At 61.6% G+C, this 14,223-nt stretch carries 11 protein-coding genes; all 11 read right to left on the bottom strand.

Features of this window, described 5'->3' with window-relative positions:
* Window positions 1-43 precede the first annotated feature (43 nt).
* Window positions 44-2,338 (bottom strand): transglycosylase domain-containing protein, encoded by a 2,295-nt coding sequence (locus ACUIAD_RS04440; protein ID WP_258333107.1) that lies wholly within the window; start codon window positions 2,336-2,338, stop codon window positions 44-46.
* Window positions 2,339-2,379: 41 nt separating this feature from the next.
* A complete protein-coding gene (locus tag ACUIAD_RS04435) occupies window positions 2,380-3,099 on the bottom strand; it encodes a Crp/Fnr family transcriptional regulator (RefSeq protein ID WP_110451724.1) in 720 nt (239 codons plus the stop codon).
* 124 nt (window positions 3,100-3,223) lie between these two features.
* Entirely contained in the window at window positions 3,224-4,468 is a 1,245-nt protein-coding gene (locus ACUIAD_RS04430; RefSeq protein ID WP_445342887.1) for a lipoate--protein ligase family protein, read from the bottom strand.
* Window positions 4,450-4,737, bottom strand: coding sequence for a TM2 domain-containing protein (locus ACUIAD_RS04425; RefSeq protein ID WP_375314984.1), 288 nt, complete (start codon window positions 4,735-4,737; stop codon window positions 4,450-4,452). Before ACUIAD_RS04425 ends, ACUIAD_RS04430 begins: the two co-directional genes overlap by 19 nt.
* Window positions 4,738-5,444: 707 nt before the next feature.
* Complete coding sequence (locus ACUIAD_RS04420) at window positions 5,445-6,488, bottom strand: 3-isopropylmalate dehydrogenase (RefSeq protein WP_110451722.1); 1,044 nt, start codon at window positions 6,486-6,488, stop codon at window positions 5,445-5,447.
* 66 nt (window positions 6,489-6,554) lie between these two features.
* Complete coding sequence (locus ACUIAD_RS04415; RefSeq protein ID WP_445342886.1) at window positions 6,555-8,978, bottom strand: S9 family peptidase; 2,424 nt, start codon at window positions 8,976-8,978, stop codon at window positions 6,555-6,557.
* Window positions 8,979-8,985: 7 nt separating this feature from the next.
* Window positions 8,986-10,176 carry an App1 family protein gene (locus ACUIAD_RS04410; RefSeq protein ID WP_445342885.1) on the bottom strand — a complete coding sequence of 397 codons (1,191 nt, stop codon included), beginning with the start codon at window positions 10,174-10,176 and terminating at the stop codon, window positions 8,986-8,988.
* Window positions 10,177-10,186: 10 nt separating this feature from the next.
* Window positions 10,187-10,600: a glycine cleavage system protein GcvH gene (gene gcvH / locus ACUIAD_RS04405; RefSeq protein WP_110451720.1), complete on the bottom strand. Its 414-nt coding sequence runs from the start codon at window positions 10,598-10,600 to the stop codon at window positions 10,187-10,189.
* A 39-nt stretch (window positions 10,601-10,639) separates the two neighbouring features.
* A complete protein-coding gene (locus ACUIAD_RS04400) occupies window positions 10,640-12,238 on the bottom strand; it encodes a L,D-transpeptidase family protein (RefSeq protein WP_445342884.1) in 1,599 nt (532 codons plus the stop codon).
* Window positions 12,239-12,325: 87 nt separating this feature from the next.
* Entirely contained in the window at window positions 12,326-13,363 is a 1,038-nt protein-coding gene (gene nudC, locus ACUIAD_RS04395; protein WP_445342883.1) for an NAD(+) diphosphatase, read from the bottom strand.
* A complete protein-coding gene (locus tag ACUIAD_RS04390; RefSeq protein ID WP_445342882.1) occupies window positions 13,360-14,217 on the bottom strand; it encodes an alpha/beta fold hydrolase in 858 nt (285 codons plus the stop codon). The genes nudC and ACUIAD_RS04390 overlap by 4 nt, the downstream gene beginning before the upstream one ends.
* Between the last annotated feature and the right edge of the window lie 6 nt (window positions 14,218-14,223).

Raw genomic sequence — 14,223 nt, 5'->3', positions numbered from 1 at the left:
CTGGACCTTGTCGGGACCTGTTGAAAGACCATCCAACCAGGCCCTAGTCCTCTGGCGAATTTACCGTTTGCGATTGGTCCGGACCAGTATTTTGAGTCCCTGACTGGTTTCCTTGGCCACGTCGGTTCGTCTGTCGTTGGCTGTCCGTGTACCGTTGCTGGGACTGTTCCCGCTGTTGGGATTGCTGAGGCTGTTGAACCCCGCCGGTGAACCTGGGATCGGGATTGCCGTAGGAGTTGTCCGGCTGGATGTTGGCCGCGGCCAGGTACGTGTTCATGAACTCCTTCCAGGCAGGCGTGGCTATATACATGCCGTACCAGGTGTGCATGGACCGTCCGTTGATGGTCCTGTTGGTGAAGGAGACCTGACCCTCCGCATTGCCCACGGTGACATAGGCGGCAACCTGGGGTACGAACCCGCCCGTCAGCATGTACTTGTCCTCATGGGTGCCGGTCTTGGCGAAAGTCTTGCGCCCTCCATCCAGCTGAGTGACTGCTGCCTCGCCTCCGGGCTGGACAACACCCTGATTGAGCGCATAAGCAGTGGTCTCGGCAATGCCGGGATCGATGGCCTGATGGCAGTTGGCTTTGGGCACCTTGACGGACTGCCCGTTCTTGTCGATCACCTTGGTCATGGCTATGGGGCTGCACGCCACTCCCTTGGCGGCGATGGTGGCGTAGACGTTGGCCATGGTCAGCGGGGATGCCTGAACCGCGCCGATGGTCATAGGCGGCTGGAAGGTATTGGACGAGTGAATATCCATCTGATCCTTGGGCGAATTGTGGTAGCCCATTTCCTTGGCCGTGTCGGCTATGGAGCACAGACCGATCTGCTGGGCCATGGAGGCCTGGGTGGTGTTGTGCGAGCGTACCAGGCCCTGCAGGGGGGACTCCGGCGAGACGGTGCCGCCGCCCGAGTTCTCCACATGCCAGCTGCCGGTGCCGAACCCGTAGGGAGTGCCGTCCGCCGTCTTGCAGGCGAAGGAGGCCTGCGGGTATCCGGTGGAGGTGCGCAAGGGCTGGTTGATGGATTTCCCGGCCTTCATCCAAGAGACCAGGTTGATGGGCTTCCAGGTGGATCCCACAGGAAAGCCCCATCCGCCGCCGTCGATCTGGTCTACGGCATAGTTGATGGCTGTGCGGGTGCCGCCCCCAGAGTTCTGGGTGGCATCGTAGATGCGGTTGATGCCAAAGCCCAGAACTTCGCCTGTTCCCGGGCGAATGGACGCTATAGTGACTTCGAAGCCGCTTGGATCGTCCACGGGAATGGTGTCACGGGCCGCTTTCATGGCTGCGGCATTGGCGTTGACGTCCATGGTGGTGTAGATAGACAGGCCGCCCTCCTTGAGGAGCTTGTTGCGCTCTTCCTGGCTTTTGCCGAACTCTTTGGAGTTGAGGATCTGCTTAGTTACATAATCACAGAAGAAGGCTGCGTCCCCGGCCGCCTGGCAACCGGCGTCCACAGACTGCACATGCAGCATCTGATCCAGCGGCTTGGCCTTGTTTTCGTCATACTGACGCTGGTTGATGTAGTTCTCCTGCCGCATCAGATCCAAAACGATGTCGCGCTGCTCCTGGGCGTTCTTGACATTGACGGTGGGGTCGAAGCGGGCGGGATTCTTGGTCACGGCGGCAATGGTGGCGGCCTCGCCCGGGTCCAGGTCCTTGGCTGACTTGCTGAAGTAGCGCCTGGCTGCCGACTCAACCCCGTAGACGTTGGTGCCGAACTGGGCAATGTTCAAATACCCTTGAAGAATTTCAGCCTTAGAATACTTCTTCTCCATCTGCACCGCGATCAGCATCTCCCGCATCTTGCGGGCTATGGTCTCCTCCTGGGCGTGGTACTCGGCGATGGGGTCGTTGTTTTCTTCAGCCTGGCTCATGAGCACGTTTTTGACATACTGCTGGGTCAGAGAGGATCCGCCCTGGGTGTCGCCCTGTTTGATGTAGGTCTGGATGAAAGCCCTGAGCACGCCTTGGGTGTCCACGCCGGCATGCTCGAAGAAACGACGGTCCTCGCGGGCCACCACAGCCTTCTGCATATAGTCGGAAACATCCTTGATGGGCACCACTATCCTGTTCTGCGCATAGAAAGTGGCGATGACCGTATGCCCGTCGGAGGCGTAGAGGCGGGACTGCTGAGGCAGATCGTTAACGTTGAAGTCGATGTTCTCCGTCTTCAAGGCAGGCATCAGATTCCTGGAGGCGGCGTTGATGCCGAATACAGCGGGAAGCAGGAAACCAGAGACGACCACGCCACCTGCGACGCAGAAGATGAGGTAAGCCAGCAGCAGCGTGAAGAAGCGCCTGACCGACATGGATTTCTTTTGTTCGGGCATGGTCTCCATCCTAGGCCGTCGGCTCTACCGGGCGGCGGCGTTCACATACGCGAGCGTCGAATCAAAGGCCCTGGCTGGAAAATGATGATGGTGCGACCCTTGCGAGATATCCATCCCCGGTTGGAGAAGTCCATCAGGGCCTTGTTGACGGTCTCCCGTGAGGCACCGACCAGCTGGGCCAGTTCTTCCTGAGTCAGGTCATAAGGAACCATCAGCCCCTGCTCGAAGGGTTCGCCGAAGCGTGTGGCCAGATCCAGCAGGGTCTTGGCCAGGCGGGCCGGCACGTCCAGGAAAACCAAGTCGGAGATGCGCTCGTTATCAGTTCGCAGGCGGTGAGCCAGCACCTGAAGCATGTCCACAGCCACCTTGGGGTGCTGGTTGAGCCAGTCGAAGAGGGTATCGTGATCCAGAGCTGCCACCTTGGTCTTGTTGACCATGACCACAGCCGAGGCTGTACGCGGTCCGCCAGAAGGGTCAAAGACGGGAATCTCACCCAGAATCTCCCCGCGTCCGTGGATGCTGAGCAGTTGGATGCGACGGTCTGGCGACTGGCGGACCAGCTTGACTCGTCCCTCCTCCAGCAAATACATGCGATGGTCGGTATCCCCCTGTCGGAAGACCGTGGACCCCTTGGCATAAGTGAACTCACGCATAGTGTCCAGAAGCTGGTCGGCGTCCTGCTTGTGCACCTGTTTGAATAGGGCGGTCTGCCTGAGCGCGTTCCCATCATCGGGAATCTCATTGGGCTTGTGAACCGCCATACTTCTCACTCCTTTTCGCCATGTCTGGCGGGTCTGCACCGACTCACGCATGGTTGATGACCTCACGCCGGGTTCGACGCGACTGAGCACGATTATACCCATACACATCAACCCCCTTGCCTCGTCAGGCGATCTGAGCGGTCCATTCCTCACGGCCGTAGCGTTGCCGGGCCAGGGTACGGGCCCGCTGCTCAACTTCGGGCGCAGGCCTAGACATACGCAGATCCTCCACCAGGGAGGGCAGAGTATCCAGAAGGGCATCGATCAGGGATTGACGGGACAGACTGGTCTGCCTGTCGATGGGATCCACCCGGCTTCTGACCGAGGCCACGGCCTTGTCATGGAACTTCTCGGGGTCCACGTTGAGCACCTGAGCCATCAGATCGGCATCCACCGAGTAGGAAAGGGTGGTGTGGTGGAGCAGTCCGCCCGGCCCCAGGGAGCCTGCCGGTAGCCTGCGTTGGGCGGCGCCCCCTATCTTGCCCTGCGGGGAGGCGATATCATTCATGCCCTGCCAGCCGACCTGAACCCCCTGCATACGCAGACCTCTGACCAACCAATAGTCACAGATCCGGTAGGAATCGATCAGGTCCGCCCCCTTCACGAAATCCAGAGGCAGATAGAGGGAATACGTAATGGCCCGGTCAGGCTGGATGACCATGGTGCCACCGCCGGTGCAACGGCGTACCAGCGCAAAGCCGAGACTGCGTGCCCGCTCGATGTGGACCTCTCGGCTCAAGGACTGGAAACGTCCCAGGATCACGGCTGGCGCCAACCAGTTCCAGATGCGCAGGGTGGGCGGCAGCTGGCCTTGAGCCACGGCATCATTGAGGGCCTGATCCATGGCCATCTGCATGACCGGCTCCCGTGGACGATCTCTGATCAGATCCAGCTTCAGCCCAGACCAGCGGCGACGGCATTCGGCCTCGTCCGGCTGCGACTGCCGGAAAGAGGCCTGGTCCGACGATGATGGCAGCGGGACCTCCCCTTGTCTAAAGATGACCAGCCCAGTCGGCAGGGCCTGCTCCAGCGCGGTTACCAGGGTCCATGCGGAAACGCCGACAATTCGCTGGCCGTCCCCGTCTGCCATGACCCTGCCCAGCCTTTCCAGAGCCATACCAGGATCAAGAGGCAGCGGCATATCGCAAATTACGGATTCCAATCGTGATACTGGTCCACGATCCTCTTCGGATTCCTGGGAGGCTGTCGCAGATGGCTCCGTGAAAAAGTCGCCGTCAATCCTGCAGGAGGCAATGACCGGACAGGAGGCTGGATCTTCGCCCAAGGTCAGGGTTACAGCGGCCAGTTTGCCGCCCGCCTGCTTCCCGACGCCACGCAGGCGGGCCGACTTCAATCCGTCAGCTCCCATCCGCGAGCGTCACGATGCCAGAAAGAGTCGGGTGAGGATGTCAGAATCAGGATGCCTTCGACCATTCCCCAAATTATGGCGATAGTCGGCCCAAGGAAGAAGAAGAAGAAGCCGATCAGGGTAAGCATAAGCTGAGCCACGCCCCGGCCGGTCCTGCCCAGGTAGAAATTGCCCACGCCGAAACAGCCCAGAAAGAGGCTGAGAATTCCGGCTGTCAGTTTGCTATGCGGGGTGGGCGATATCGGATAGGGGCGCTTGCTGTTGGGCATAGCCTCGTGGTACCCGTCTTGGGGCATGACCGGGTAAGGCCGGGGCGTGGGGTTCCGCGGGTGATACTGACCTCCAGGATACTGATTGCGGCGATACTGACCTGCTGGGTATTGATTACTGGGGTATCCACCCTGAGGGTATTGGCCAGCCGAGTACTGGCCGGGATAGCCTGGTGGTCCCGGCTGATGGGGTCTTTGGGGACTCTGGCGGCCGGGATGCTGCCCGCCAGAATACTGTCCGGCTGGATACTGCTGACCGGCTGGATACCCAGCGGGCCGATACGGACCGGGCCGATCGGGCCCTGACCGATACGCTCCCGGATATTGACCGACGTTCTGAGGAGCAAACGGATATCCAGCACCGGCCCCCTGTCCGTTTATGCCTTGGACATTCATGCCCTGACCGGTCGGATACCCACCGTAAGGGTACTGAATAGAAGGGCGCTGACCCGTCTGATGCAGATGTCCAGCAGGATTGCCTGGGACCTGTCGTTGCCGATCAGCTGCTTCTGCCTTGGACTGGTCCGGCAAGGCTGCTCCGGCAACAGCATCCCTTCCGGCAGACTCCCGATGCCCGGGCGGCACCGGCGGGGATGAAGGCGTGCCAAAGCCAGGATTTGCTGTCGGCATATCGCTCGACTGCCGGTGATCCGGCTGGGGGGCATCATCCATAGTCATGTCTCCAGTCTAGCCGCCATGCGGCCAAGTCACAGACGAGCCAGAATATCCTCGCCGATCTGCTTCGTGCTCCGCTGGGTGGAACCGGAGCGCTCGATGTCGTCCTCCACGGCCCGTTCAATGCTGGCCGCCTCATCCTCGAAGCCCAGATGATCCAAAAGCATCCCCGCCGAGAGAATGGCCGCCGTAGGGTTGGCGATCCCCTTGCCTGCAATGTCAGGAGCTGAACCATGGATGGGCTCGAACATGGATGGGTAGGTGCCCGAGGCGTTGATGCAGCCGGATGCCGAGTAGCCCACGCCTCCCACCACAGCTCCCGCTTCATCCGTGAGGATATCGCCGAAGAGGTTGTCGGTCACGATCACGTCGAAACGGCTGGGTTCGGTCACCAGGAATATGGTGGAGGCATCAATGTGCAGGTACTCGCGCTCCACATCGGGATACTCCTGGCCCACCTGATCAACCAGCCGCTGCCACATGTCTCCTGCATTGGTCAGCACGTTCTTCTTGTGGACCAGAGTCAGGCGGCGGCGACGCTTCATGGCCAGCTGGAAGGCGTAGCGGATGACCCGTTCCGCCCCATAGGCCGTATTGATGGATACCTCGGTGGCCACCTCCTGGGGAGTGCCCCGGCGAATAGAACCGCCAGCACCGGCGTAGAGCCCCTCGGTGCCCTCCCGCACGACCACGAAGTCGATGTCACCCGGATTAGCCAGGGGCGACACCACTCCCTTGTAGAGTTTGGAGGGGCGCAGATTGACATACTGGTCCAGCTCGAAACGCATTTTGAGCAGCAGGCCCCGCTCCAGGATGCCGGCCTTGATGCGGGGGTCGCCGATGGCCCCTAGGAGGATGCCGTCCTGCTGCTTAAGCCGGTCCAGATCCTCGTCGGGCAGAATAGCTCCATCACGCAGGTAGCGCTCAGCGCCCAGGTCGAAGTCCTCATAGCGAATATCAGCCTTGCCCCGGGTAACCTTTTCCAAAACGGCCTGAGCCTGGGGAACGATCTCCTTGCCGATGCCGTCACCGGCAATGACCGCAATGTGATATGTTTTCTGCTTGCTATTTGTCATACCACGAGCATAACGAGCCCGCCGAGGCTGTTTCCTGGCCCTGACCGAATCCCGGACAAGCCTGGTTCAGCGACTTCCGGGGACCATGATGGACAGGCACCAGGCGTTCTCGAAGGCCAGTTCCTCCCACTGCCGGTAGCGTCCGCTGATGCCTCCGTGGCCTGCCTGGACCTCGATCCTGATCAGCGCATCGGCTCCCACCTGCGGCTCCTGCAACCTGGCCACCCACTTGAGCGGCTCCACATAGAGCACTCGGGTGTCGTTCATGGATGTAGTCACCAGGATGGCAGGAAAGTGGTCGCCGCCGAAGATCCGACGCCGCCGATCAGCGTCAGGAACGTTCTCATAAGGCGAGTAGGAACGCATGTACCGGTAGACCTGCTGATCATGCAAGGGGTCTCCCCACTCGTCCCATTCGGTTACGGTCAGCGGCAGATCCGGGTCCAGGATAGTGGTTAGCGCATCCACGAAGGGCACATCCGCCTCGATGCCGGCATAGAGCTGGGGGGCCATATTGGCCACCGCTCCCATCAGCAGCCCGCCGGCCGACCCGCCGTTGGCCACCGTATGACGAGGATCCGCCCAGCCCTGGGCCTGCAGAGCGGCAGTCACGTCGATAAAGTCCAGGAAGGTGTTGACCTTGTGCAGCCGACGGCCCTGCTCGTACCAGGCGCGACCCATCTCCCCGCCGCCGCGCACATGGGGAACCGCGTAGAGCACGCCACGGTCCAGCAGGCTGAGTCGTCCAGTTGAGAAACCCGGGTCCTGGCTGATCTCGTAGGCACCATACCCGGTGATGAACATGGGCGCAGACTTGTCTGGATCCTGGTCCGGCCAAGGGCGGCGCTCGGGATGGTCCGGGGCTTGAATGACCGTGTCGTCGAACCCGGTCCTTCCGCAGACATCCAGTTTTGGATGCATTCCCCGCCGCCAGACCAGGGAAACCGGCACCAGAGCCCCATCCCTGACACGGACCAGAATTCGACGCTCGGCATAGCGCTCGGCCTTGAAGCCGCCTAGAACACGAGCCCGCTTGAGCAACCGATCCACACCCCGGACCGGATCCAGCTCCCGCAGCTCGGCCGGGGTCCCATAGCTGCCGCGGATGTAGCGCAGCCCAGGGGCCTGGTAGGAGGGGTTGTCCGTGGGGCCGATGCTGTAGAGACGGTCAACGCCGGCCCCGTCTTGATCCGGCAGGACTTCGCGAAAGCGCCACGGACGGCCCGCCTGCAGATCTTCCAGTGCCTGGTCCTTGGCGATAACAGCCATATGGGGCAGACTGTCGGCGCGATAGGTCAGGACCACGAAGCTGCGGTGGATGCCCAGCCCCTCGATGCCCAGCCCGCGAGCGCCCTGGAGGATGGCAGGATTGGCCGGATCCCGATAGGGCTTCTCTGGCGGAAGGGAAGCCAGGTCGCCAGAGCGTTCGCAGCCATAGGGGCTGCCCTGGGCCAGCAGCACCCCCTCACCCAAGTGGAAGGGCGGACGGTGACTGCGCAGATCGATCAGATCCACCTCGAAATTGGGATTGTTCACATTGTGGTAGACCACGGCTACCGGCAGGTCCTCCCCCGCCGGACCAACACCTTCGAACCGGGACAGGCTGATGTCGTATTCAACTCCCTCCTTGCGGGCAATCAGCGGCACAAACTCCCCCTGAGGGTCATCCAGATCCAGCATGAGCACCTCGCTGGTGGTCTTGGACCCGGTGGCGATCAACATGGCTGATTCGTCATAGCTGAGCCCCAGACCTACCCAGAAGCGCTCGTCACCCTCCTGATAGACCAGGACATCCTCGTCGGACGAAGTGCCCACCTTATGCCGCCAGACCGTGTCCGGTCGCCAGGCCTTGTCCAGGCCGGTGTAGAAGACCCAACGGCCGTCGGGAGTCAGCACCGCCCCGGAGGATACCTGGTCGATCCGATCGGGCAGGTCTCGGCCTTCGGCCAGATCCCGGATGCGCAGGTCGTAGCGCTCGTTGCCTTGAATATCCAGTCCGTATAGCATTAATCGACCATCAGCGCTCAGGTCCAGGCATCCCAGGGAGAAAAAGTCATGGCCCTCAGCCTCGGCGTTGGCATCGAAGATGACCTCCTCGCCCGGCATGGACCCAGGCTCTGCGTCAGCCTGGACGGCCGGAGGATCCCAATCATCCTGGCCACGCACCGGCAGACGGCACTGCACCCCATATTCCTGGCCTTTAAGCGTTCGGGAGAAGTACCAGTAGCCGTGCATTCGGGTCGGCACCGACATATCGGTCTGCTGTACACGGTCGGTGAATTCCTTGAACAGGGTGGCCCGCGAATCCTCCTGACCAGCAAGCCTTTCCTGGCAGTAGCGGTTCTGATCGCGCACATAGGCCTTAGTGGCAGAATCCCCCCTGTTGCGCATCCACTCGTACGGATCCTCGAAATGATCCCCATGGAAGCATCGATCAACGGGACTGCGCTGTGCACGAGGCGGGGCGGGATTGACGGCCGAAAAACTCATGGGGCGATTATATTCGGGAACGGCGACGCAGATAAGGCAGCAGGGTTCGCATCAGGTTGGCGCCCGTAGTCCCGTAGAAGACCGGTACATCCGTCACCGGCATCGGCTGCGTGGCAGTGCGCTTGGACAGGGACCCAAGACCCGTCTCCTGGGGGCTCAGCTGGCGGATGCCGATGGCCAGGACCCGACCCGGATATTGCCTCACCACCTGAGCGAAGGTGGAGGGATCGCTCTGCCCGTCGTCTCCCATGAGCACGAAGCGCATCTTGGGAAAGTCGGCCATGAGCTGGCGAATGAACTCCATCTTGTGCTGCACGATGGAGGGCACGAAGGTCTTGGGCCTGGGATCCAGATCCCGCAGCAGCAAGGGGCCGGCTGGAAATCCATGATCACGGATGAAGCCGCGTATGGATCCCTCCACATTCCAAGGCGATGCCGACAGATAGAAGAAAGGCATCCGGGGGTCCAGGTCGCGGATCCGGTTGTAGAGCACGGCCATACCCGGCACTGAGGAACGGCGGTGAGGGTTTGACAGGAGCAGGTTCCAAGCGGCTTTCCAGCGGTTGGGCACCTGACTGATCATGATGGTGTCGTCCACGTCGGATATGACCCCGACAGGAGTCTGGCCAGGAACGATGTAAAGGGGCGCATCGACAGCAGGGCGTCCCCGCACCTGGTAGGAGACCCGATGCACACCCGGGGTCAGCCGGTGCTCGGCCACCAGATCCAGGTAGCCCGATCGGTCAGAGAAGACTGCATTCGCGCTCAAGCTGCGGCTGGGATCTACAGCGTCGTAGACCGAGGAATCACCCACCTGAACCCTTCCGATTGCGGTGCTATCGATGGCCAGTCTGACCCTGGTCCTGGGTGCGGGCACAGTCAGTAGGCCACGGATGCCGCGAATGGCCGGATCCTCGCGTCTTCGGCCGTCAGTCAGAATGGTACGGCAGATCAGCCGGGAATATGATTCGGTTCCATAGCCTACATAGGGCTGGACATCAGCCGACCAGCCCATGCGGCCGGTCATATTGATGGACAGCCCTACCCATAGATCGAAAGCGCTGGTCATCGCGCGTCTCAGCAGACGTACCGGTGCAGGCATGCTCTGGATGCCCTCCCCAGGCACAGCCGAATCGAAGGTGGTGCTGACCGACCGAACCTGTAGGGGCTTTTCATTGCTGCCGGATCGCCTGGTCACGACCAAACCGTCAGTTCAGGCTCTTCAGCAGCTGAGCATATTCCTCGGCGCTCATCAGATCGGGCTCATCGCCCTCCAGGTCGATCTTGGCTATCCAGCCTTCCCCATAAGGATCCGAGTTGATGACCTCAGGATCGTCCGAGGCTGCCCGGTTCACGTAGGCTATGGTGCCTGCCACCGGGCAGACCACCGGCTCCACAGCCTTGGAGGACTCCAGCTCAATGACCTCATCGCCGGCATCGACGTGCGTGCCGGTCTCAGGCAGGTCCAGAAAAACCAGGTCTCCCAGCTGGTCCGCCGCATACTCGGTCACGCCCATGGGCGCCGGGGACTGACTGGGGTCGACCCAGACGTGATCCTGGGAATACCGCAGGTGGTCGGGCACATCCAGGCGGGAAGTTCCATCGCTATGTTCATCGCTCATGGTTCCAGCCTACTCGACCGTCTGCCGCGGCAAGCGCTCCTAGCGGGCCGGACCCGCCGGAACCTGGCCCTCCACCTTGACCATGGTCCCGATTGGGGCATTGTCAAAGATCCACTTGGCATCCTGTTCATACATGTTGATGCAGCCATGGGATCCGTATTGGGCAGGGTCGCCCCTGGCGATGCCCTCATAGTTCCAATTGGCCGTGTGGAAGCCTTCGCTGCCGTTGTAGTAGGAGATCCATTTGACATTGGGCGTGACGTAGCCCTCCCCGCGCATGGTCTGGACCGCGTAGCGCACATTGATGAAGAAGGTACCAGTGTCGGACCATCTGCCGTCATGGGGCTTTCCTGAGCATATGGGGAACGTCTTGACCTGAGTGGTGCCGTGGTAGGCGGTTGCTGTCTGATTGCTGAGATTGACCTGAATCCAGACATCGCCGTCGGGCACGTCGTAGCGGGCCACCCGTGTCTGCTCCTTGTGGGGAGTGATGTCGGCGGGCGCCTGGACTGGATTCGTGTCGCCCTGTTCGAGGGCATGGACGACCAGGTCCGCAGTGGCGGACGCATCCGTGACCCGGACTCCGTCCACACCCTTGGTGATCTCAGCCACTACATCGCCCTTGGTGTTCTTGACATTGACAGCGGTTACCATATTCCGGTCCAGCTGCCGGGCCAGCTCCTGGTCCAGATACTGCTTGATGGCCTGCCGATCAAAGCCTAGCTCCATGGTCCCCTTCTCCAGATCGGTGACCGGCTTGACCCAGGTAGCCACAGTTGCTGCCGGCACAGTCATGAGATCGTCATCCGCACCCTTGATGACCAGGTCCTTGGCCAGCCGCTGATTGGCCTGAGAGGCCACCTGATTGGCGGCGTCCAGGCTGATCGGCATGTTCACGTCCTTATAAACCACACCTACGGCCAGATGTCTGCCGGGTTCGTCGATCAGGGAGGAAACGGCATCCTGCACGCGGCCGAGCTCAGGCGCCTTGCCTGCACGACCCTCCTGAGCACGGAAGGCGTGTGCGCCTGAATCAAAGACGATTGTGGAGGGAACGGAACGGTCCTGGCGGTCGATGAAGCGCTCTGTCAGATACTTGTTCATAGCCAGCTGATCGCGATCGGCCACCAGCGGCACCGCCTCCCTCTGGAAAGGATTCAGCCGGGAAATGTCCGCAGAGCCCTTGGCGCTCATAATCCGGGCGACCGTGGCATCTGAATCCACGCTTACGCCCAGATCCTTCAGACCAGCCTTTGCCGAAGTGCCTTCACCCTTAAGATCCACCTGGGAGTCATGGACCTGCTGATCGACGATACGCCGAACCTGGTCGCTGGTCCGACCAGTCATGACCTGCCCGCCTAGGGTGACGCCAGGAGCCACCCGTTCACGGAAGAAGGCGTGTGCGCCGAACCAGCAACCCACCAGAATCAGCACGGCCAGGAGCAACAGAGCGAGGATGATGCGCATCCGATGACTGCTCGCAGGAGCCTTGTGGCCAGCACCTGGGCCAAAGGCCCGATCGGCTTGTCCGTTGGCGAACAGGTCCACAGGGTCAGGCACATTGTCGGTCGTCGGCGGCATGGTCACAGTTTCGGCCTGGCCGACATCCGAGATACGAGGCTCTTCTTGCCCCTCCATGGCCATAACACACCTTTCGCTGCTGACAATTCCTCGCAATATCTTACGACGAGACCATGTCCGGGAGTGCGACACCGCACTGACGAATCAGAGCTCGCTGCCATACCACTGCTCAATCATGTACCTGGCCACACTAGCCGCCTGTGGTATGCGCAGCCGACCGGATGCTAAAGCACCGCCGAATTCCTCCCGGGTGAACCAGCAGGCGTCATCGGTCTCCTGACCATCCACCCGGATGTCCGTATTCAGAGATCTGGCTCTGAAGGCCACCATCAGAGAGGAGGGGAAGGGCCAGGGCTGGGATCCCAGATACCGCATCTCCCCCAGATTCAGACCCACCTCCTCCAGGGTCTCCCGCCGAACCGCATGCTCCAGATTCTCACCAGCCTCGACGAATCCGGCAGTGACCGAGCGAAAGTCGGGAGCCCATTTCCGGTTATGCTGAAGCAGAAGCCGATCATGGCCGTCCACTACGGCCATGATCACCGCAGGTTCGATGCGGGGGAAGAGCGTGTGCCTATCCCCTGAGGCATCACCCTGGCAAAGCTGGGCCCAGCCGGCCTGGCTGGGACGGACCGGCGCGCCGCAACGAGGGCAGAAGACCTGGCGTCCATGCCATAGCGACAGAGCGACTGCGCAGGTGGCTATACCCACCTGCCGCGGGCGACCATGAGGGGCATACTCACGCAGGGTGAGCCAGTCGAAACGCTGATCAGCGGCCTGAATCAGGCCGCCAAGAGGACCCCCGGCATTGTGATGGGCACAGGCAAGATCCAGATCCAAAGCCAGCCAGGACTGCCGGCCTGCCGTACCCAGGTAGTAGCAAGGCGGCTCAGACTGGTCTGATGAGCCCGCCAGAGGAACCTGCAAGTACGCAGCAGGCAGGGTGGCCAGGCGGATGCTGGCCCCGGTTCGACCAGCCAGCGCCCCCTTGCCTCTGGGCACAGCCACCTTGGCGCCACGCACCAGGATGACCGCCGTACCCTCCTGAGCCAGCAGATGGCCAAGCAGACCAGGCTGCTGCCGCGATGCCGTGTCGTAATCCACATCACCTTGAGCCAGAGGCAGGAAGGGCAGGGTCCCGGTCAGGGCCAATGGGGAGAAAACTGTCTCAGGACCGCTCATGACTGCCTTTCTACGCGACGAACCAGGTCCAGCAGTACAGCGGCCACTTGGTCGGGATGCTCGACGGCGCTGAAGTGGCCGCAGTCGTCAATGGCCGTGAAAGTGACATCGGTTCCAGCCTGACGCATGGCCTGAGCCAAAGGCTCCATGGTACGCGGGGGGCTGGATGGGTCGCAGCGGCCGCTGACCAGGGCCATAGGCACCCGGATGCGGCCGACCAGATCGCTCTGGTCCGGGCGACCTGCGGCCATCCGCTCCCGCCAGGCGATGCCCCTGGGATCCTGGGACAATATCCATTCGGTCATGGTCTGTACGAAGACGGGTGAACGCTTGACCGTGGAATCGCCCTCCTGGGGCCTGGCGAAGTGCATGACCGGATCAAGCGTCTCATCCTCCTCGCAGGTTCGGGCGATTCGCAGCCGGTTGGCCCGGGAGGCTGGACGGTCAGCCATCATAGTGGTGTCGCACAAAGCCAGCCCAGCCACCATCTGCGGATAAAGCCTGGCTACGGCCTCGACCAGGTAGCCGCCCATGGAAAGTCCGACCCATATGGCCTTCTGCGCTCCTGTGGCAGCGACCATGCCCGCGAAGGCACGGGCCATGGCATCCAGCGCAGCAGGCAGGGCGCCATCTGAGTCTGCCGGACCACAGGCCGCTGGTTCAGGCAGGAGGCTATCGCCTGCTCCGGGCATATCCGGAGCATAGACAGGGAAGGGAGACATATCCGCACGATCAGCCTGCGCGATCAGCGAGGCCGCACACCGATCCCACATGCGGTGGTCCACAGGGAATGCATGGACCAGCACCAAGGGCAGCCCCTCCCCATGGCGATATACGGTATTGGCAATGGTCATGCCCGT

The organism is Bifidobacterium sp. ESL0819 (genome assembly GCF_052606245.1).
Note: the sequence above shows the minus strand (reverse complement) of the source record. Positions and strands in the feature narration are given on the sequence as shown.

Excerpts from the sequence above, each read along its gene's own strand:
- gcvH (WP_110451720.1), bottom strand. The coding sequence starts at position 10,600 with ATGAGCGATGAACATAGCGATGGAACTTCCCGCCTGGATGTGCCCGAC.
- ACUIAD_RS04435 (WP_110451724.1), bottom strand. The coding sequence starts at position 3,099 with ATGGCGGTTCACAAGCCCAATGAGATTCCCGATGATGGGAACGCGCTC.
- ACUIAD_RS04390 (WP_445342882.1), bottom strand. The coding sequence starts at position 14,217 with ATGACCATTGCCAATACCGTATATCGCCATGGGGAGGGGCTGCCCTTG.
- ACUIAD_RS04425 (WP_375314984.1), bottom strand. The coding sequence starts at position 4,737 with ATGCCCAACAGCAAGCGCCCCTATCCGATATCGCCCACCCCGCATAGC.
- ACUIAD_RS04400 (WP_445342884.1), bottom strand. The coding sequence starts at position 12,238 with ATGGAGGGGCAAGAAGAGCCTCGTATCTCGGATGTCGGCCAGGCCGAA.
- nudC (WP_445342883.1), bottom strand. The coding sequence starts at position 13,363 with ATGAGCGGTCCTGAGACAGTTTTCTCCCCATTGGCCCTGACCGGGACC.
- ACUIAD_RS04430 (WP_445342887.1), bottom strand. The coding sequence starts at position 4,468 with ATGGGAGCTGACGGATTGAAGTCGGCCCGCCTGCGTGGCGTCGGGAAG.
- ACUIAD_RS04440 (WP_258333107.1), bottom strand. The coding sequence starts at position 2,338 with ATGCCCGAACAAAAGAAATCCATGTCGGTCAGGCGCTTCTTCACGCTG.
- ACUIAD_RS04415 (WP_445342886.1), bottom strand. The coding sequence starts at position 8,978 with ATGAGTTTTTCGGCCGTCAATCCCGCCCCGCCTCGTGCACAGCGCAGT.
- ACUIAD_RS04420 (WP_110451722.1), bottom strand. The coding sequence starts at position 6,488 with ATGACAAATAGCAAGCAGAAAACATATCACATTGCGGTCATTGCCGGT.